The sequence below is a fragment of the Streptomyces sp. NPDC054887 genome (assembly GCF_053610585.1).
This window is the reverse complement of sequence record NZ_JBSGYQ010000001.1, coordinates 99,557-118,985: the sequence shown is the minus strand read 5'-3', so window position 1 is coordinate 118,985 and position 19,429 is coordinate 99,557. Positions and strand designations below refer to the sequence as shown.

Sequence of the window (19,429 nt, the reverse complement as noted above, 5' to 3'; positions counted from 1 at the left end):
TCAGGCAGGCCGATCGTCGCGGGTCCCCGGGTCATCCGCCCGGGGACCCTCGACGTATGTGACGCTTGCACGCATGCCTGTCGTACGTGATCTGCGCGTACTCCTGCGCCTGACCGACTTCCGCCGCCTGCTGACAGTCCGGCTGCTCTCCCAGTGCGCGGACGGCGTGTACCAGGTCGCTCTGGCCACGTACGTCGTCTTCTCCCCCGAGAAACAGACCTCGCCCGCCGCGATCGCCTCCGCGATGGCCGTGCTGCTGCTCCCCTACTCGGTGGTCGGGCCCTTCGCGGGCGTCCTGCTCGACCGGTGGCAGCGCCGGCAGGTCTTCCTGTACGGGAACCTGCTGCGGGCGGTGCTCGCCTGCGGCACGGCGCTGCTGGTCCTCGCCGCCGTGCCGGACTGGCTGTTCTACGCCTCGGCCCTGTCCGTGACCGCCGTGAACCGTTTCGTGCTGTCCGGCCTGTCGGCGGCGCTGCCGCGTGTCGTCGATGCCGACCGGCTCGTGATCGCCAACTCCCTTTCCCCCACCGCGGGTACGCTCGCCGCGACCGCGGGGGGCGGCCTCGCCTTCGGCGTACGGTTGGTGGGACCGGACTCGGACGCCGCGGTCGTACTGCTGGGGGCGGTCCTCTATCTCTGCGCCGCCCTGTCGTCACTGCGCATGGCCCGAGAGCTGTTGGGTCCCGATCCCGAGCTGGTGCAACCGCGACTTGGCGCGGCTCTCGCCTCCACGGCCCGGGGACTCGCCCAGGGCATGCGGCACTTGGCCCGGCGTCCGGCCGCGACCCGCGCGCTGGCGGCGATGACGCTGATGCGGTTCTGCTACGGGGCGCTGACCGTCATGGTGCTGATGCTGGTCCGGTACGCGTGGTCCGACGGCCAGGGCTCCGGTTCGGAAGGGCTCGCGCTGCTCGGTATCGCCGCCGGGTTCTCGGGGGCGGGTTTCTTCGCGGCCGCGATGCTGACGCCGTGGGCGGTGGCGCGGTTGGGAACGTACGGCTGGATGATCACGTGCGCGGGATCGGCCGCCGTGCTCGTACCGGCCCTCGGACTGCCCTTCCGGCCCGTGCCCATGATGATCGCCGCCTTCGTGCTCGGGCTCACCACGCAGGCCGCGAAGATCACCACGGACACGGTGGTGCAGTCATCGGTCGACGACGCCTATCGCGGACGGATCTTCTCGATCTACGACGTGCTGTTCAACGTCGCCTTCGTCGGCGCTGCCGGAGCGGCGGCCCTGATGCTGCCCGACGACGGCCGTTCGGCCCCCTTGGTTGTGCTGGTCGCCCTCATCTACGCGGCGGTCGCCGTGATCCTGCTCCGCTGGAAACGGGTGGAGACCAAGCACGGAACACAGTGAGGGGCGGTGTTTCACGTGAAACACCGCCCCTCACCGCCTCCGCCCCGTCCATGTTTCACGTGAAACATGGCCTCCTCAGCTCTGCGACGCCCACCATTCCTTGAGGGCGGCCACTGCGGCATCCTGCTCCATCGGCCCGTTCTCCAGGCGCAGTTCGAGCAGAAACTTGTACGCCTTGCCGATCTCGGGGCCGGGTCCGACGCCCAGGATCTCCATGATCTGGTTGCCGTCCAGGTCCGGCCGGATGGAGTCCAGCTCTTCCTGCTCCTTGAGCTGCGCGATCCGCACTTCGAGCCCGTCGTACGCCCGCGAGAGCGCCCCTGCCTTGCGCTTGTTGCGCGTGGTGCAGTCCGAGCGGGTCAGTTTGTGCAGGCGCTCCAGCTGCGGGCCGGCGTCACGCACGTACCGGCGCACAGCGGAGTCGGTCCACTCGCCGGTGCCGTAACCGTGGAACCGCAGGTGGAGCTCCACCAGCAGCGACACGTCCTTGATCATGTCGTTCGAGTACTTCAGGGCGGTCATGCGCTTCTTCGTCATCTTCGCGCCGACCACCTCGTGGTGGTGGAAGGAGACCCGGCCGTCCTCTTCGAAGCGCCGCGTCCTCGGCTTCCCGATGTCGTGCAGCAGCGCCGCGAGCCGCAGCACGAGGTCGGGCCCGTTCTCCTCCAGGTCGACGGCCTGCTCCAGGACCGTCAGCGAGTGCTCGTAGACGTCCTTGTGCTTGTGATGCTCATCACTCTCCAGGCGGAGCGCGGGCAGCTCGGGGAGGACGTGTCCGGCGATGCCGCTGTCGACGAGCAGCCGCAGGCCCTTGCGCGGGTTCGCGGAGAGGATGAGCTTGTTGAACTCGTCACGCACGCGCTCGGCCGAGACGATCCCGATCCGATCCGCCATGGCGGTCATCGCCCCGACCACCTCGGGCGCCACCTCGAAGTCGAGCTGAGCGGCGAAGCGCGCCGCGCGCATCATGCGCAGCGGATCGTCGGAGAACGACTCCTCAGGGGTGCCGGGGGTGCGCAGGACGCGGGCCGCGAGGTCTTCGAGTCCGCCGTGCGGATCGACGAACTCCTTCTCGGGGAGCGCGACGGCCATCGCGTTCACGGTGAAGTCGCGGCGCACGAGGTCCTGCTCGATGGAGTCGCCGTACGACACCTCGGGCTTGCGGGAGGTCCTGTCGTACGCCTCCGAGCGGTACGTCGTGACCTCGATCTGGTAGCCGGCCTTCTGGCATCCCACCGTGCCGAAGGCGATCCCGACCTCCCACACCGAGTCCGCCCACGGCCGGACGATCTTCAGTACGTCGTCGGGGCGGGCGTCGGTGGTGAAGTCCAGGTCGTTGCCGAGGCGGCCGAGCAGAGCGTCCCTGACCGATCCGCCGACGAGCGCGAGGCTGAAGCCCGCCTCCTGGAAACGGCGCGCGAGATCGTCGGCGACAGGGGAGACCCGCAGCAGTTCGCTGACCGCGCGGCGCTGCACCTGGTTCAGGGCACTGGGATTGTCTTCGTTGGCGTTCGGCACAACAGAAAAGGGTACGTGCCCCGGCCGGCCGAAGCGTCCCCGTTTATCGCGGCCCGACGGGACTCTTCCGATCATGTGGAGCAGTGGGCAGCACTTCGCCACACTGCACCTCGTTACCATGCGTGGACGCAAGAACCGACAACCAACACCACCAGCAGACGAAGACTAGGGACGGGCGTGGGCGTGGCCGAGGCGGCAGACTTTCAGGGGATGGTTCCCTCACCTGCCCGCCGGTGGCTGCGGCGCACTGCGGGGCTGCTCGCGGGCGTCCCCCTGGTGGCGGCTCTGGTGAGTGTTCCGGCGCCCGCTCAGGCCGCCGACGACGCCACCGGGTCCCGCACGGTCGATGTGTCCCTGGACTCACTGTCGCCCGGCGCCCCGGTGGAGGGTGACAAGGTCACCGTCTCCGGCACGGTCACCAACAGGGGCAAGGAAGCCGTCACCGACGCGCACGTCGGCCTCAGCGTGGGTCCCCGCCTGTCCAGCCGGAGCGCCATCGACGACGTCGCCGAGCGCAGCCGTCAGGCGGACGGGAGCGGCCCCGCGGAGCTCGGCGGGAAGTTCACGAAGAAGTTCGCCGCGCTCCCGGCCGGCATCAGCCAGGACTTCAGCATCACGGTGCCCGTCGACAAGCTGGAACTCGACGAGCAGGGCGTCTACCAGCTCGGCGTGTCCCTGTCGGGGCAGACGCCGACCCGTCCGTACAAGCAGACGCTCGGTGTGCAGAAGACCTTCCTGCCCTGGCAGCCCGACGCCACGGAGAAGAAGACCCAGCTCACGTACCTCTGGCCGCTGATCTCCTCGACGCATCTCACCGCGGAGACGGGTTCGGACGAGCAGCAGACCCCGGTCTTCGACAACGACGACCTCGGTGCGGAGCTCGCGCCGGGCGGGCGGCTGGACCAGCTGGTCTCCCTGGGCAACGAGCTGCCGGTGACCTGGGTCGTCGACCCGGACCTGCTGGCCACTGTCAACGCCATGACGGAGAGCTACCGGGTCAAGTCCGGCGACGGCCGGACGACCGTCGCGGGCCGGTACCAGGACGTGGCCAACAAGTGGCTGAACGATCTCCAGAAGGCGGTGGACGGTCGGAAGGTGGTCGCGCTGCCGTTCGCCGACCCGGATCTGGCCTCGCTGGCACATCGCGGCAAGGACGTCCCCGGCTCGCTCAGTCACCTGAGGCGGGCGACCGACGTCGCCGCGCTCGCCGTGCAGTCGATCCTGCACACGGAGCCCACGAACGACTTCTCGTGGCCGGTGGAGGGCGCCGTCGACCCGTCGGTCGTCGACGTCGCCACCTCGGCCGGCGCCGACAACGTGATCGCCCGCAGCGACAGCCTGTACGAGACCGGCGGTCTGCCCTACACGCCCACCGCGGCCCGGCCCATCGGCGGCGGCACCACCGCGGTGGTCGCCGACGCCCGGCTCTCCACCGCCTTCGAGGGCGACATGTCGAAGGCCGGGAACTCCACCCTGGCCGTGCAGAAGTTCCTCGCCCATACCCTGGCGGTCACGCTCCAGGACGAGGAGAAGCAGCGCAGCGTCGTGGTCGCCCCGCAGCGCACGCCGTCCGCGAGTCAGGCCCAGTCGATGGCGAGCGCCCTGCACAGCCTGGACGCCCAGCGCTGGTCGCAGCCCCTCGACCTGGTGGCCGCCTCGAAGGCGAAGCCGGACGCCCGCGCCACGACCGTCGTGCCGGGCACGGCCGCGTATCCCCGGTCGCTCAGCAGGCAGGAGCTGCCGGGCAAGGCGTTCCAGGACATCAAGACCACCCAGGGCAAGCTCGACAACTTCAAGGTGATCCTCACCTCGCCCGACCGGGTGGTCACCCCCTTCGGCAACGCCCTGAACCGCGCGATGTCCACCTCGTGGCGCGGAAGCGAGCGCGCGGCGAAGGCGTACCGCGGCGGGGTGCAGAGCTACCTGGTGAGCCTCACCGACGAGGTGCAGCTCATCCAGAAGTCCGACGCCACCCTCTCGGGCCGCAGCGCGAGGGTGCCGGTGACCGTGCAGAACCAGTTGGTGCAGGGCGTCGACCACCTGGTGCTGCGGCTGAGGTCGACCAAGCCCACGCGTCTGAAGCTGGACGGGGACCAGAGCGTCGCCGAGCGCCCGGTGACGGTCGCCGGCGGCCACAGCCAGTCGGTGAAGTTCGAGGCCACCGCCAACGCCAACGGCCCGGTTCCCGTGATCGCCCAGCTCTACACGGAGGACGGCACGCCGTACGGCCGCCAGATGGAGTTCACGGTCGACGTGAACGAATTCACGCCGACGGTGATGCTGGTCCTCGCCGGTGGGGTGCTGCTGCTCGTCCTCGCCGGGGTCAGGATGTATACCCAGCGCAAGCGTGCGGCGGCCCGCGAGGACGCCGCCGGGGACGGCGACGGGAACGGCGGGGCGAGCTCCGACTCCGAGCAGCCGAGTGACCCGACACCGGACACCGGTCCCGAAAGCGGCAACCCGTCGGGCACGGGTGAGAAAGTGGACCGTTGAGCTACGCCGTGGCCGGTGGGCCGGGGACGATGAGGTGGGGTTGCAATGCAGCGTCTTCCTGGGGGAGAGTCCCCGGATCCCCGGCCGGACACCCAGCGGGGCACAGCTCGCCGGAACAGAAAGCTCGAGGGGAGCACCAGTGAACGCGCCGTACGACGGTGACCGTGGACAGGGCGCGAGTGGCACCGCGCCCTTGCGGGGCGTGCCCCCGGAGCCCCCGGCGGCGGGCCACGTGCCGGCGCCGCAGCATGCCGAGCCGGAGCCCGCCCAGGATCCTTACGCCGTCCCGGACCCGTACGTCCAGGACGCCTACAGCCACGACCCGTACCGCGCGCAGGACCCCTCCGCGCAGGATCCGGTGACGGAGGCGCTCTACGACCGCGCCTCGCACCCCCCGCCGCCGCCGGGCACGTACCAGGAGCCGCAGCCGCTGTACCAGCAGCCGGCCACGCCGCAGTACGCGCCGGACCCGAACGTGTGGGCGCAGACCCCGCCGCCCGAGCCGGACGGTCCTTCACGCCACCTGCCGTACGGGGACGACCCCGCCACCACCCAGTACGTGGGCGTCGACGACCTCGTCACCCGCGCCGGCGACGAGATTCCCGAGCAGCCGGACGCGTTCGCCCACCTCTACCGTGACCAGCAGGCCCCCGGGCAGCCCGCTCCCACGGCCGTGGCGGAGCCGGCCCCGGCTCCCGCGCCGCCGAAGAAGCCCGCCGGGCGGGCGGCCAGTGTGCTGAAGTCGAGTGCGTTGATGGCGGCCGGCACGCTGGTCTCCCGTCTCACCGGGTTCGTACGCAGCCTGGTGATCACCGCGGCGCTCGGCGCCGCGCTCCTCGGTGACACCTTCACCGTGGCGTACACGCTGCCGACGATGATCTACATCCTCACCGTCGGCGGTGGTCTGAACTCGGTCTTCGTTCCGCAGCTGGTGCGGGCGATGAAGAACGACGAGGACGGCGGCGAGGCCTTCGCCAACCGCCTGCTCACCCTCGTCATGGTGGCGCTCGCCGTGATCGTGGCCGTCGCGGTGTTCGCGGCCCCGCTGCTGGTGAACGCGATGTCATCCACCATCGCCGACGATCCTGCGGCCAACAGCGTCGCCGTCACCTTCGCCCGGTACTGCCTGCCCACGATCTTCTTCATGGGCGTGCACGTCGTCATGGGGCAGATCCTCAACGCCCGCGGCAAGTTCGGCGCGATGATGTGGACCCCGGTCCTCAACAACATCGTCATGATCGTCACCTTCGGGCTGTTCATCTGGGTCTACGGCACCTCCGCCGACACCCAGATGGGTGTGCAGACCATCCCGGACGAAGGCATCAGGCTTCTCGGGATCGGCACCCTCCTCGGACTGACCGTCCAGGCGCTGGCGATGATCCCGTACCTCCGCGAGACCGGCTTCCGCTTCCGGCCGCGTTTCGACTGGAAGGGCCACGGCCTCGGCAAGACGGTCAGGCTCGCCAAGTGGACCGTCCTGTTCGTCCTCGCGAACCAGGCGGGCGTCCTCGTCGTCACCCAGCTCGCCACCGCGGCGGGTGCGGCGTCGGGCAAGGACGGCGCGGGCATCCTCGCCTACTCGAACGCCCAGCTGATCTGGGGCATGCCGCAGGCCATCATCACGGTCTCCGTCATGGCCGCCCTGCTGCCCCGCATCTCCCGGGCGGCGCACGACAACGACCCGGGCGCCGTCCGTGACGACATCTCGCAGGGGCTGCGCAACTCGGCCGTGGCGATCGTCCCGGTCGCGTTCGCGTTCCTGGCGCTCGGCGTCCCCATGTGCACCCTGCTGTTCGCGTCCACCGGCCACGAGGGCGCCCAGTCCATGGGCTTCGTCCTGATGGCCTTCGGCCTCGGCCTCATCCCGTACTCCGTGCAGTACGTCGTGCTGCGCGGCTTCTACGCGTACGAGGACACCCGCACGCCGTTCTACAACACCGTGATCGTCGCCGCCGTGAACGCCGCCGCCTCGGCCGTCTGCTACGTCGTGCTGCCCGCCCAGTGGGCCGTGGTCGGCATGGCGGGCTCGTACGGCCTGGCCTACGCCATCGGTGTAGGCGTGGCGTGGCGGCGGCTGAGCAACCGCCTGGGAGGCGACCTGGACGGCACGCACGTCCTGCGCACGTATGCCAGGCTCTCCGGCGCCTCGGTACCGGCGGCCGTCCTGGGCGGCGCCGCCGCCTTCGGCATCATGCGGGTCCTGGGCAGCGGCGCCCTCGGATCGCTCGCCGCACTGGTCGGGGGAGGCATCGTGCTGCTGGGAGTCTTCTTCCTCGCCGCGAAGCGCATGCGGATCGTGGAACTCAACGCCATGGTGGGCATGGTGCGCGGACGCCTCGGACGCTGAGCGGCCCGGCGGCCGAGCACAACCATCACCGGCCGCCGCGTGTCGTGCATAGCACCGGACTGTGGGCACAATTGGCATGGCTGTTCAACAGCGCGCAACGGATGGGGAGGCAGGAACGACGGTGGCGGAACGTAGCACGGCTGCCGTCGACGTGGCAGACAACAGCGGTGACGAACCGCTGGCCGCCAAGGCGGACGAGGCCACGGCCGACGGGGTGGCATCAGCCAAGGAGCCAGCGGACGAGAACAAGAGCGACGAGGACGGCGAGCGCCCGTGCGCCGAACCCCCCATCGCCACACCTGAGCTGCACAGCGGTCACAAACTGGCCAAGCGCTACCGGCTCGAAGAATGCGTCACCCGTCTGGACGGGTTCAGCAGTTGGCGCGCGGTCGACGAGAAACTGCGCCGTGCCGTGGGCGTGCACCTGCTGCCCGCGGACCACCCGCGGGCCAGGTCCGTGCTCGCCGCGGCCCGCTCGTCGGCGCTGCTCGGCGACCCCCGGTTCGTGCAGGTCCTCGACGCCGTGGAGGAGAACGAACTCGTCTACGTCGTCCACGAATGGCTCCCCGACGCCACCGAACTGACGGCGCTTCTCGCCGCCGGACCGCTGGAGGCCCACGAGGCGTACCAGCTCGTCAGCCAGATCTCCCAGGCCATGGCCGCCGCACACCGCGAGGGTCTCGCCCACCTCAGGCTCACCCCCGGCGCGATTCTGCGGACCTCCTCGGGCCAGTACCGGATCCGCGGGCTCGCCGTGAACGCCGCCCTGCGCGGCATCACCTCCGACCGCCCGCAGCGCACCGACACCGAGGCGATCGGCGCTCTGCTGTACGCCGCCCTGACGCAGCGGTGGCCGTACGAGAGGGACGCCTACGGGCTCTCCGGGCTGCCCAAGGGCGTCGGGCTGATCCCGCCCGACCAGGTACGGGCCGGCATCCACCGGGGCCTGTCCGAGCTCGCCATGCGGGCCCTGGTGAACGACGGCGCCACCGCCTCGCGCCAGGAACCGCCCTGCACCACCCCCGACGAGCTGGCCAAGGCCGTCGCGGGAATGCCCCGCATCCGGCCCCCGGAGCCCACCTTCACGGCGCTGCCGGAGTACCAGCGCACCACGTACCAGCAAGGCACCTACAGCAGGCCGGGCCCGCATCCCGGCGTGCCCGCGACCCAGGCCGTCCCCGCCGTGCCGCCGCATCCTCTCCAGAGCCGCACCGGGAAGGTCCTCAAGTGGGGAGTGGCCGCGCTGCTGATCGCCGCGCTGGGCCTCGGCAGCTGGCAGCTCGCGGACACGCTCCTGAACCGCGGCCAGGACGCCGGTGAGACGAAGTCGTCCGAGCCGAGTGACGACGAGGCGCCCAAGAAGCGGGATCCCAAGCCGATCGCCATCTCGGACGCCTCGGTGTTCGCCCCGAACGGCGACGGAATAGCGCCGGAGAAGGTGCCGAACAGCATCGACGGGAACACCGGCACCGCCTGGCTCACCGGGGAGTACCACGGCTTCGCGAACTTCGGCAACCTTCCGCAGCGCAAGGACGGCAGCGGGATCATCGTCGATCTCGGCAGCGTCAAGGACGTCTCCGGCCTCGACATCGACATGTACCGCAGCGGACAGACCGTCCAGGTGCGGGCCGCCGGTGAGGACGCCTCGGAGCCGGCCGCGCTCTCCGACTTCACGCAGAAGATGACCGAGAGCGCAGTGGCGGACAGCAAGCTGGAAGCCACGCTCGACAAGCCGGTCCGTACCCGGTACATCCTGGTCCACATCACGTCGCTGCCGCCCGACGGATCGTCCGACCGCTTCCGCGGCGGCATCGCGGAGATCAAGGTTCTGGGCTGACCGGCACACCAGGGGGAGGGGGCTCACCGTTGGACGACGCCACGCTCAGCGCCACAAGCGACCAGGATCTGCTGGCCGCCCACGTGGCAGGCGACCCCGACGCCTTCGGTGAGCTCGTACGGCGTCACCGCGACCGGCTGTGGGCCGTGGCCCTGCGCACGCTGGGCGACCGCGAGGAGGCCGCGGACGCCGTGCAGGACGCGCTGGTGTCCGCGTACCGCGCCGCCCACACCTTCCGGGGCCAGTCGGCCGTCACCACCTGGCTGCACCGCATCACCGTGAACGCCTGCCTGGACAGGGCACGCAAGGCCGCCTCCCGCAGGACCGCCTCCGTCGACGACGCGGAACGCCTGGACCAGCTCTTGGAGCCCCACGAGTCCGCCGAGGCCCCTGCGGAGCGCCAGGACCTCCACAGGGAGCTGATCGCGGCGCTTTCGACCCTGCCCCCCGAGCAGCGGGCCGCGCTGGTGCTCGTGGACATGCAGGGCTATCCGGTCGCCGAAGCCGCCCGCGTCCTCGATGTGCCGACCGGTACGGTGAAAAGCCGCTGCGCCCGCGGCCGAGCCCGCCTGCTGCCACTCCTCACCCATCTGCGCACCGACACGAGGGGTAGCGAGGACCTCGGCAGGGGAAGGAACCGGACGCCCGGGGCATCCGTCCCACCGGCATCGGGACCGAAGGATGCAGGACCAACGGATACGGGACCAAGTGGTCCCGCTGCGGTGAAGGGCGGAGGTGGGCGCGCATGACGTCGACGGCCGGCACGGCTCAGCACCCGGACGTCTCTGAGATCTCCGACCTCGCCGAGGGCCTGCTACCGCCCGCCCGCACGGCGGACGTACGTCGCCACATCGAGGCGTGTGCCCTGTGCAGCGACGTACAGGACTCCCTGGACGAGATCCGTGGCCTGCTCGGCACCCTGCCGGGGCCGCACCGGATGCCCGCCGACATCGCGGGCCGGATCGACGCCGCCCTCGCCGCCGAGGCCCTTCTGGACGCCACGACGCCGGAAGCAGCGCACGTTTCACGTGAAACAACACCCGCACCGCCCCCGGCGGACCCGGCTCCCGCGGACCGGCCCGCCGGGCACCCCCGGGCAGCCACCGGACCGGGACGCGGCGGCAAGGGCAAGCGCCGGCGCCGAGGTGCCGTCCTCGGGGCCGTGTTCGGTACGGCCGCACTGGGCATCGGCGTGCTATTCATGCAGTCCGTCGAGTCCCCGGACAGCAAGGAATCCTTCGCCGACCGGGGCACCAGCGCCGCGAAGAAGGCGGACCCCACGTTCTCCGCCGCCGCCCTGGAGGACCGGGTACAGGGCCTCGTCGCCAAGCAGCCGATGTCCCGGCAGAAGACGCCGGAGGACGCCCCGTCCATGGGCATCGAGTCCCACACACCGCTGCGGGGAACCGATGTGCCGGTGCCCCCCTGCGTCCAGGAAGGCACCGGGCGCGAGACCGTGCCGCTCGCCGCGGAAGAGGGCCGGTACGACGGCAAGCGGGCCTTCCTGCTCGTTCTCCCGCACGCCACCGACGTCACCCGCGTGCAGGCGTACGTCGTCGACGCCGCGTGTGACGGGGCCACCGCGCCCGCCAAGGGTGAGATTCTGCTGACACGGGACTACCCCCGCCGTTGACCTGAAGCCCGAATGGGGCCGGACACCTCGGGAATGCATGCCCCGTAGGATCCGTTGGGTGGGGTGAGAGTCCTAGACAGGCCCCCACTAGGCAGCAGGCAGTCCGCAGAGACGAGGAAACAACCCGTGAGCGACGTCCGAAACGTGATCATCATCGGCTCCGGGCCCGCCGGCTACACCGCCGCGCTGTACACCGCGCGTGCGTCGCTGAAGCCGCTGGTGTTCGAGGGCGCGGTGACCGCAGGCGGTGCTCTGATGAACACCACCGACGTGGAGAACTTCCCGGGATTCCGCGACGGCATCATGGGCCCCGACCTGATGGACAACATGCGCGCCCAGGCCGAACGCTTCGGCGCCGAGCTCGTTCCGGACGACATCGTGTCCGTCGACCTCACCGGCGACATCAAGACCGTCACCGACACCTCCGGCACGGTCCACCGCGCCAAGGCGGTCATCGTGTCGACGGGCTCTCAGCACCGCAAGCTCGGCCTGCCCAAGGAGGACGCCCTCTCCGGACGTGGCGTCTCCTGGTGCGCCACCTGCGACGGGTTCTTCTTCAAGGACCAGGACATCGCCGTGGTCGGCGGCGGCGACACCGCGATGGAGGAGGCCACCTTCCTCTCCCGGTTCGCCAAGTCCGTCACGATCGTCCACCGCCGCGACACCCTGCGCGCCTCCAAGGCCATGCAGGAGCGCGCCTTCGCCGACCCGAAGATCAAGTTCGCCTGGAACAGCTCGGTCGCCGAGCTGGAGGGCGACCAGAAGCTCTCGGGCGTGACGCTGCGCGACACGAAGAGCGGCGAGATCACCCCGCTGGCCGTCACCGGGCTGTTCATCGCCGTGGGCCACGACCCGCGGACGGAACTGTTCAAGGGCCAGCTGGAACTGGACGACGAGGGTTACGTGAAGGTCGACGCCCCGTCGACCCGTACGAACCTCACGGGTGTCTTCGCCGCCGGTGACGTGGTCGACCACACCTACCGGCAGGCCATCACGGCGGCCGGTACCGGCTGCTCGGCCGCCCTTGACGCCGAGCGCTTCCTGGCCGCCCTGGCCGACACGGACAAGGTGGCCGAGCCCGAGAAGACCGCCGCGGCCTGACCACCCCTCCCCACCCCGCTCCACCCCACACCCCACTCGAAGTTAAGGAGGCTGCCGTGGCCGGCACCTTGAAGAACGTGACCGACGCATCCTTTGAGCAGGACGTCCTCAAGAACGACAAGCCCGTGCTGGTGGACTTCTGGGCCGCGTGGTGCGGACCGTGCCGCCAGATCGCCCCGTCCCTCGAGGCGATCGCGGCAGAGCACGGCGACGAGATCGAGATCGTCAAGCTCAACATCGACGAGAACCCGGCCACCGCAGCCAAGTACGGCGTCATGTCCATCCCGACGCTGAACGTCTACCAGAACGGCGAGGTCGCCAAGACGATCGTCGGCGCCAAGCCGAAGGCCGCCCTCCTGCGCGACCTGGGCGACTTCATCGGCGAAGAGGCCACCAAGGCCTGACGCAGTCCCTGTTTCACGTGAAACGGCTGTGGGCTCATCCCTTACGGGGATGGCCCACAGCCGTTTCCAGCACTCACAGCGGCCGGAGCACCGGCTCCTTCTGCACCGCTCCCAGCAGCCGGTCCAGAGCGAGCTCCACGTCTTCCTTCCAGGAAAGCGTCGTACGCAGCTCCAGCCGCAACCGGGGGTGCAGCGGATGCGGGCGTACCGTCTTGAAGCCCACCGACAGCAGGTGTTCGGCCGGCAGCAGGCAAGCGGGCTCGGTCCACCGCGCATTGCCGAACGCCTCAATTGCCTTGAACCCCCGCCGCAACAGGTCCTTGGCGACCGTCTGCACCATCACGCGTCCCAGCCCCTGCCCCTGATAACCGGGCATGATCCAGGCGGTCATCAGCTGCACGGCGTCCGGCGACACCGGGCTGGTGGGGAAAGCCGTCGAACGCGGCACATAGGCCGGCGGCGCGTAGAGCACGAATCCCACGGGGACCTCGTCGACGTACACCACCCGCCCGCAGGACCCCCACTCCAGCAGGACAGCGGAGATCCAGGCTTCCTTCTCCAGCTCCGGCGTGCCTGCCTTTACCGCTGCTTCTCCACTGACGGGATCAAGCTCCCAGAAGACGCAGGACCGGCAGCGCTTGGGGAGGTCCGGAAGATTGTCCAGCGTGAGCGGTACGAGCCGACGTCCCATGAAGGATGTTCCTCGCTTCCTTCCCCTGCCGCGCCACGGGCGGCCGCGAGTGCGACCCGTTCCCTGAGCAGACTGCCGACGAACCCCCCGACAGCTCCGACACTCAGCCCGGCTGTGACCAGTTGGCTGCGACTCACCGATCGCATGGCCCCCGCCCTCCCTCTCAAAGTGAACCAAGGTGGATGCGCCGTACCAGAACGCATCGTATCCACCGCGCGATCGGACCGATACCGAGGGAAAGCAAAGGGCGGGTCGCAGTCCGGATTGCTCCGGACACGACCCGCCCTGCCACGACTCTGCCGGAGATCAGCTCTCGCCGCCCTCGGCGTCGCCCTCCTCGGTGAGTCCCTTCTCCAGGACCCGTCCCTCACCGGGAGCGAGCGTTCCGAGGATCCGCTCCAGATCGTCCATCGAGGCGAACTCGACGACGATCTTTCCCTTCTTCTGCCCCAGGTCGACCTTCACCCGGGTCTCGAACCGGTCGGAGAGCCTGGAGGCAAGACTGGACAGCGCGGGCGACACCCGGGCGCCCGCACGTGGGCCCTTCGTCTTCGGAGCACTCTGCGGGCGGCTGCCCATCAGCGTCACGATCTCCTCGACCGCACGCACCGACAGACCTTCGGCCACGATGCGGTGCGCCAGGCTGTCCTGCTCCTCCGAGTCCTCCACGCCGAGCAGCGCACGCGCATGACCGGCGGACAGGACGCCCGCCGCAACCCTGCGCTGCACCGACGGCGACAGGCGCAGCAGACGCAGCGTGTTGGACACCTGCGGGCGCGAGCGCCCGATCCGGTCCGCGAGCTGGTCGTGCGTGCAGTTGAAGTCCTTCAGCAGCTGGTCGTATGCCGCGGCCTCTTCGAGCGGGTTGAGTTGTGCCCGGTGCAGGTTCTCCAGCAGGGCGTCCAGGAGGAGCTTTTCGTCCTCCGTGGCCCGCACGATCGCCGGGATCCGCTCCAGGCCGGCCTCCCGGCAGGCACGCCACCGGCGCTCGCCCATGATGAGCTCATAGCGCTCAGGGCCGAGCTGCCGGACGACCACGGGCTGAAGAAGCCCCACCTCCTTGATGGAGGTGACCAGCTCCGCGAGCGCGTCCTCGTCGAACACCTCACGGGGCTGCCGCGAGTTCGGCTTGATGGACTCCAGCGGAATCTCGGCGAAGTGAACCCCCGCCACCTCGGCGGGCATAGCCGGTCCCGGCTGCGTCGGTTGCGCGGGGGCTTCCGTTTCACGTGAAACGGCGCTCGGCGGAAGCGACGTCACCTTCGCGGCCGCCACCCCCCGCTCCGCCGTCAGCACCGGCACAGCGCCGGGGGATGCCGAAGCGGCCCCTACGGGCGGAGTCGGCTTCTCCTGCGAAGCGGCAGGAATCAGCGCACCGAGCCCACGCCCCAACCCTCTACGTCGCTCACTCACTGGATCCCCTCCGACATGTTCTGCTGGCTGTTCTGGCTGCCCGCATGGGCATGCTGCGGGTCGTAGTGCACCCCGACACCCCGCAGCGCGATCTCACGAGCCGCTTCCAGGTAGGAGAGCGAGCCACTGGATCCCGGGTCATAGGTCAGCACGGTCTGCCCGTAGCTCGGCGCTTCCGAGATACGCACGGACCGCGGGATGCTCGTCCTGAGCACCTCCTTGCCGAAGTGGGTACGCACCTCGTCGGCCACCTGAGAGGCGAGCCGGGTCCTGCCGTCGTACATGGTCAGAAGGATCGTCGACACATGCAGGTCCGGGTTGAGGTGCCCGCGCACCAGATCGACGTTCCGCAGGAGCTGGCCCAGCCCTTCGAGCGCGTAGTACTCGCACTGAATGGGGATCAGCACCTCCGCTCCGGCCACCATCGCGTTGACGGTGAGCAGACCCAGCGAAGGCGGGCAGTCGATGAGGATGTAGTCCAGCGGCTGCTCGTACGCCTGGATCGCCCGCTGCAAGCGGCTCTCCCGTGCGACCAGCGACACCAGCTCGATCTCCGCACCGGCGAGATCGATGGTGGCCGGGGCGCAGAAGAGACCTTCGACGTCGGGGACCGGCTGAACCACTTCGGAGAGCGGCCTGCTGTCCACCAGGACGTCGTAGATCGAGGGGACCTCGGCGTGGTGGTCGATCCCCAGCGCCGTAGAGGCGTTGCCCTGCGGGTCGAGGTCGATCACCAGCACACGCGCGCCGTGCAGGGCGAGCGAAGCCGCAAGGTTGACCGTCGTCGTGGTCTTCCCGACGCCACCCTTCTGGTTGGCCACCACCATGACGCGCGTCTGCTCAGGCCGGGGCAGACCCTCTCCGGCACGGCCGAGAGCTTCTACCGCCAGCTGGGCAGCACGACCAATGGGGGTGTCGTCCATCGGGGGCGGTGTTTCACGTGAAACATCCTCCCCCACCGATTCGGATCGGGGACCGGGGACCGGGTCGGTCATCGGTCCCGCGATGTTGGCGTCGGACCGCAAGGATTCACTCTCCTCGACTTCAGGCTCGCAATGCACAGAGCCTGCCATGCTTTCGGGGTCATGAACCAGCGAGGCCCGTTCTTCTGTGGAGGAATCCACCTCTGTGGACAACTTCGTCCCTCTTACGGGCTTGCGGTCGCGCGGTGCGGCAGCCGCGCGACCGCGGCTGATGATTCCATGCAGCAGAGAGCGACGTTTCACGTGAAACACGATGCACCGGCAGTGCACCTACGCCCTCACGACACTCCGCAATGCGTAGGTATGGCAGCTTGTATGGAGCATCGCTGATAAACAGGGCAGATCAACGCCGCCGGCGCGTGCGCGACGGCCGTGCGGCCTTGGCCCGCTTGGCCGCGAACCGCACACCGCCGGGGCTCTCCCCGACCTCCACCCGCACGACCGTGGACAACGGGTTCACGACACCTTCGCCGACCTGAAGCACTTCGGTCTTCACCACACCGAGCTTGCTCAGCGCCGAACGCGTGCTCTTGAGCTCCTCCTCAGCGGTGTCGCCCTTCAGGGCGAGCATCTCGCCGTACGGGCGCAGCAGAGGCACCCCCCAGCCGGCCAGCCGGTCCAGCGGGGCGACAGCCCTTGCCGTCACCACATGCACCGGCGGCAGCTTCCCGAGGACTTCCTCAGCGCGGCCGCGCACCACCGTCACGTGGTCCAGTCCCAGCAGCTCGACGACCTCCTGAAGGAAGTTCGTACGCCGCAACAGCGGTTCAAGGAGCGTGATCTTCAGATCCGGGCGCACGAGGGCCAGCGGGATACCGGGCAGCCCGGCACCCGAGCCGACGTCGCAGACCGTGACGCCTTCCGGGACCACCTCGGAGAGCACGGCACAGTTCAGCAGGTGCCGCTCCCAGAGCCGCGGCACCTCACGAGGACCGATCAGCCCTCGCTCGACGCCTGCGTCCGCGAGAAGTTCCGCGTACCGGACGGCCGCTGGAAAGAACTCACCGAATACCGCCCGTGCCTCTTCAGGCGCCTGGGGAAGCTCTGCTTCCTCCGTCACGGGGACCGTCCTTCCGTACCGCGCTACCGCACTGATGGGTGACTAACAGGCTGACAAAGATCGGCCCCGCCTGTGAACAGACGGGGCCGACAGACGACGGGGCCGGTCAGGCCGGGAGGACGACGACGAAGCGCTCCGGCTCTTCGCCCTCGGACTCACTGCGCAGACCAGCGGCCGCGATCGCGTCGTGCACGACCTTGCGCTCGAACGGCGTCATCGGGTCCAGCTTCACCGGCTCACCGGTGCTCTTCACCTCGCCCGCGGCCTTGGCCCCGAGCTCCGCGAGCTCCTCGCGCCGCTTGGCCCGGAAACCGGCGATGTCCAGCATCAGCCGGCTGCGGTCCCCGGTCTCACGGTGCACGGCCAGACGCGTCAGCTCCTGGAGCGCCTCCAGCACCTCACCGTCACGGCCCACGAGCTTCTGCAGATCACGGCTGCCCGTGTCGCTGATGATCGAGACCGCCGCCCGGTCGGCCTCGACATCCATGTCGATGTCGCCGTCGAGGTCGGTGATGTCGAGCAGACCCTCGAGGTAGTCGGCCGCGATCTCGCCTTCCTGCTCGAGGCGGGTCAGGGTGTCGCTACCCTCAGCGGCCACGGAGGTGGTGCCTTCCGTCACGGGATGGACTCCTTATTACTTCTTGGACGGGTGCTTGGGCCGCTGCTGGCCCTTGCGCTGCCCGGACTTGGCTTGGCGTGCGGAACCAGTAGAAGGCTTGGCGGCCGTCTTGGGCTTGCCCTCCGGCTCTTCCTTCTCGAGCGAGGTCTTCGCCGCGGACTCGGCGGCGGCGGCCTGACGCTGCGCCTTGGTCAGACGCTTCGGCTGCTGCCGCTTCGGGCCGGAGTCCGGCGTCGTGCCGCTCTCGGCCTCGACCTCGGGCTCACCCTTCGCCACCGTGCCATCGGCCTGGACCGTCAGCCGCGCCAGGCCGAGGCCCTTGACGAACTTGCGCTCGGCCTCGTTGCGCTCACGGCCCTTGGCGGCGATCTGCTTGATCACGTTGCGCTCGCGCCGGCTGCGGACCTTGCCGTGCTTGACGATCGACTTCTGCATCCGCTCCAGCAGCTGCGCCTGCGCCTTGCTGCCCGGAGTGGGGTTCCCGTGGATCACGTACATCTGCTGGCCCATGGTCCACACGTTGGTGGTCAGCCAGTAGACGAGGACACCGACGGGGAAGTTGATGCCCATGACGGCGAACATGACCGGGAAGATGTACATGAGCATCTTCTGCTGCTGCATGAACGGCGTCTTGACCGACAGGTCGACGTTCTTCGTCATCAGCTGGCGCTGCGTGTAGAACTGCGACGCCGACATCAGAATGATCATGACCGCGGTGACGATGCGCACATCGGTCAGCGAAGCCTGAAGGGCCTGAACCTTCTCCTCGCTGTCCATGAACTTCGCCGCGATCGGGGCGCCGAAGATGTGGGCCTCACGGGCGCTGTCGACCAGGTTCTGGTTGAGCACCCCGATCTCGTCACCCGAGGAGATCTTGCTCAGCACGTGGTACAGGGCGAAGAAGAACGGCGACTGCGCCAGGATGGGAAGGCACGAGGACAGCGGGTTGGTACCCGTCTCCTTGTACAGCTTCATCATCTCTTCGGACTGACGCTGCTTGTCGTTCTTGTAGCGCTCCTGGATCTTCTTCATCTCAGGCTGGAGCGCCTGCATGCCGCGCGTCGACTTGATCTGCTTGACGAACAGCGGGATCAGACAGATCCGGATCAGCACCACCAGGGACACGATGGACAGACCCCAGGCCCAGCCCGTGTCAGGTCCGAAGACCGCCCCGTACAGCGTGTGGAACTGGACGATGATCCAGGAAACTGGGGTGGTGATAAAGCTGAACAGACTGGCAATCGTGTCCACTAATCAGGCTCCTTGAGCATTGGGCGAGGTCTCTGCGGCCGGGTTGATCTCAGCGGCGGAGTGCTGCCCGCCCTTGCTGCCGCGGTCGCCGCTCCACGCGTTGCGCAGCGCTTCGTGCCAGCGCGGTCGTGTGCGCGGCGGGACATGGTCCACACCGCCCGGCGACCACGGATTGCACCGCAGGATGCGCCAGGCGGTCAGGGCCGTGCCCTTGACAGCACCGTGCCGGTCGATGGCCGTGAACCCGTAGTGGGAGCACGACGGGTAGTACCGGCAGACAGGCCCGAGCATCGGACTGATCGTCCACTGGTACAGCTTGATCAGAGCCAGCAGCGGGTACTTCATCGAGCGCCCCCTCCCAGCAGCCGCTCAAGCGCGGCATCCAGGTCTCGGGCCAGCTGTGCATGGTCGGCATCGCCTGATCCGGGCAATGCCCGTACGACAACCAGGCTACCGGGGGGCAGCTCCGACAGACGTTCCCGGACCAGGTGGCGAAGCCTGCGCTTCACCAGGTTCCGTACGACAGCGTTGCCGACGGCTTTGCTGACGACGAAACCCGCACGCGGCCGGGGAACGCTCTCCCCGGGCGCGTGCGGGTCCGTTGCACCGCTGCTTCGCAGATGGACGACGAGGAGCGGGCGCCCGGCCCGGCGTCCTCGGCGTACCGCGGTCGCGAAGTCCTCGCGCCGCCTCAGCCGATTCTCGGTAGGCAGCACGTC

The 19,429-nt window shown here is 69.3% G+C and carries 17 protein-coding genes; 8 read left to right on the top strand and 9 right to left on the bottom strand.

Annotation, left to right across the window (positions count from 1 at the left end; genetic code table 11):
- Positions 1-73 precede the first annotated feature (73 nt).
- Positions 74-1,360 (top strand): MFS transporter, encoded by a 1,287-nt coding sequence (locus ACWGH0_RS00540; RefSeq protein WP_453401895.1) that lies wholly within the window; start codon positions 74-76, stop codon positions 1,358-1,360.
- Positions 1,361-1,435: 75 nt separating this feature from the next.
- Here the strand turns inward: ACWGH0_RS00540 and ACWGH0_RS00535 are convergent, their stop codons facing one another.
- Positions 1,436-2,878, bottom strand: coding sequence for a CCA tRNA nucleotidyltransferase (locus ACWGH0_RS00535; RefSeq protein ID WP_453401894.1), 1,443 nt, complete (start codon positions 2,876-2,878; stop codon positions 1,436-1,438).
- Between the two features lie 183 nt (positions 2,879-3,061).
- On the opposite strand from ACWGH0_RS00535, the gene ACWGH0_RS00530 reads away from it, so the two are divergent.
- The 7 genes from ACWGH0_RS00530 to trxA all read left to right on the top strand — a co-directional run bounded on the left by ACWGH0_RS00530 (position 3,062) and on the right by trxA (position 12,693).
- Entirely contained in the window at positions 3,062-5,371 is a 2,310-nt protein-coding gene (locus ACWGH0_RS00530) for a DUF6049 family protein (RefSeq protein WP_453401893.1), read from the top strand.
- Positions 5,372-5,510: 139 nt separating this feature from the next.
- A complete protein-coding gene (gene murJ / locus ACWGH0_RS00525; RefSeq protein ID WP_453401892.1) occupies positions 5,511-7,718 on the top strand; it encodes a murein biosynthesis integral membrane protein MurJ in 2,208 nt (735 codons plus the stop codon).
- A 121-nt stretch (positions 7,719-7,839) separates the two neighbouring features.
- Complete coding sequence (locus tag ACWGH0_RS00520; protein ID WP_453401891.1) at positions 7,840-9,555, top strand: protein kinase family protein; 1,716 nt, start codon at positions 7,840-7,842, stop codon at positions 9,553-9,555.
- 29 nt (positions 9,556-9,584) lie between these two features.
- Complete coding sequence (gene sigM / locus ACWGH0_RS00515; protein WP_453401890.1) at positions 9,585-10,304, top strand: RNA polymerase sigma factor SigM; 720 nt, start codon at positions 9,585-9,587, stop codon at positions 10,302-10,304.
- Positions 10,301-11,188 carry a hypothetical protein gene (locus tag ACWGH0_RS00510; RefSeq protein WP_453401889.1) on the top strand — a complete coding sequence of 296 codons (888 nt, stop codon included), beginning with the start codon at positions 10,301-10,303 and terminating at the stop codon, positions 11,186-11,188. Before sigM ends, ACWGH0_RS00510 begins: the two co-directional genes overlap by 4 nt.
- A 126-nt stretch (positions 11,189-11,314) precedes the next feature.
- Entirely contained in the window at positions 11,315-12,289 is a 975-nt protein-coding gene (trxB, locus tag ACWGH0_RS00505; RefSeq protein ID WP_453401888.1) for a thioredoxin-disulfide reductase, read from the top strand.
- Between the two features lie 56 nt (positions 12,290-12,345).
- Positions 12,346-12,693 (top strand): thioredoxin, encoded by a 348-nt coding sequence (trxA, locus tag ACWGH0_RS00500; protein ID WP_138895758.1) that lies wholly within the window; start codon positions 12,346-12,348, stop codon positions 12,691-12,693.
- Between the two features lie 73 nt (positions 12,694-12,766).
- Here the strand turns inward: trxA and ACWGH0_RS00495 are convergent, their stop codons facing one another.
- The 8 genes from ACWGH0_RS00495 to rnpA form a co-directional block, all read right to left on the bottom strand.
- Positions 12,767-13,384, bottom strand: a complete 618-nt coding sequence (locus tag ACWGH0_RS00495) for a GNAT family N-acetyltransferase (RefSeq protein ID WP_453401887.1) — start codon at positions 13,382-13,384, stop codon at positions 12,767-12,769.
- A gap of 306 nt (positions 13,385-13,690) precedes the next feature.
- Positions 13,691-14,797 carry a ParB/RepB/Spo0J family partition protein gene (locus ACWGH0_RS00490; RefSeq protein ID WP_453401886.1) on the bottom strand — a complete coding sequence of 369 codons (1,107 nt, stop codon included), beginning with the start codon at positions 14,795-14,797 and terminating at the stop codon, positions 13,691-13,693.
- Complete coding sequence (locus ACWGH0_RS00485) at positions 14,794-15,870, bottom strand: AAA family ATPase (RefSeq protein ID WP_453402053.1); 1,077 nt, start codon at positions 15,868-15,870, stop codon at positions 14,794-14,796. Before ACWGH0_RS00485 ends, ACWGH0_RS00490 begins: the two co-directional genes overlap by 4 nt.
- Before the next feature lie 253 nt (positions 15,871-16,123).
- Complete coding sequence (gene rsmG / locus ACWGH0_RS00480; RefSeq protein ID WP_453401885.1) at positions 16,124-16,840, bottom strand: 16S rRNA (guanine(527)-N(7))-methyltransferase RsmG; 717 nt, start codon at positions 16,838-16,840, stop codon at positions 16,124-16,126.
- Between the two features lie 106 nt (positions 16,841-16,946).
- Positions 16,947-17,459 (bottom strand): Jag family protein, encoded by a 513-nt coding sequence (locus ACWGH0_RS00475; protein ID WP_453401884.1) that lies wholly within the window; start codon positions 17,457-17,459, stop codon positions 16,947-16,949.
- A 15-nt stretch (positions 17,460-17,474) separates the two neighbouring features.
- Positions 17,475-18,710 carry a membrane protein insertase YidC gene (gene yidC / locus ACWGH0_RS00470; protein WP_453401883.1) on the bottom strand — a complete coding sequence of 412 codons (1,236 nt, stop codon included), beginning with the start codon at positions 18,708-18,710 and terminating at the stop codon, positions 17,475-17,477.
- Positions 18,711-18,713: 3 nt separating this feature from the next.
- On the bottom strand, positions 18,714-19,055 hold the full coding sequence (gene yidD, locus ACWGH0_RS00465) for a membrane protein insertion efficiency factor YidD (RefSeq protein WP_453401882.1): 342 nt from the start codon (positions 19,053-19,055) through the stop codon (positions 18,714-18,716).
- Positions 19,052-19,426: a ribonuclease P protein component gene (gene rnpA, locus ACWGH0_RS00460; RefSeq protein ID WP_453401881.1), complete on the bottom strand. Its 375-nt coding sequence runs from the start codon at positions 19,424-19,426 to the stop codon at positions 19,052-19,054. Before rnpA ends, yidD begins: the two co-directional genes overlap by 4 nt.
- Positions 19,427-19,429: the final 3 nt, after the last annotated feature.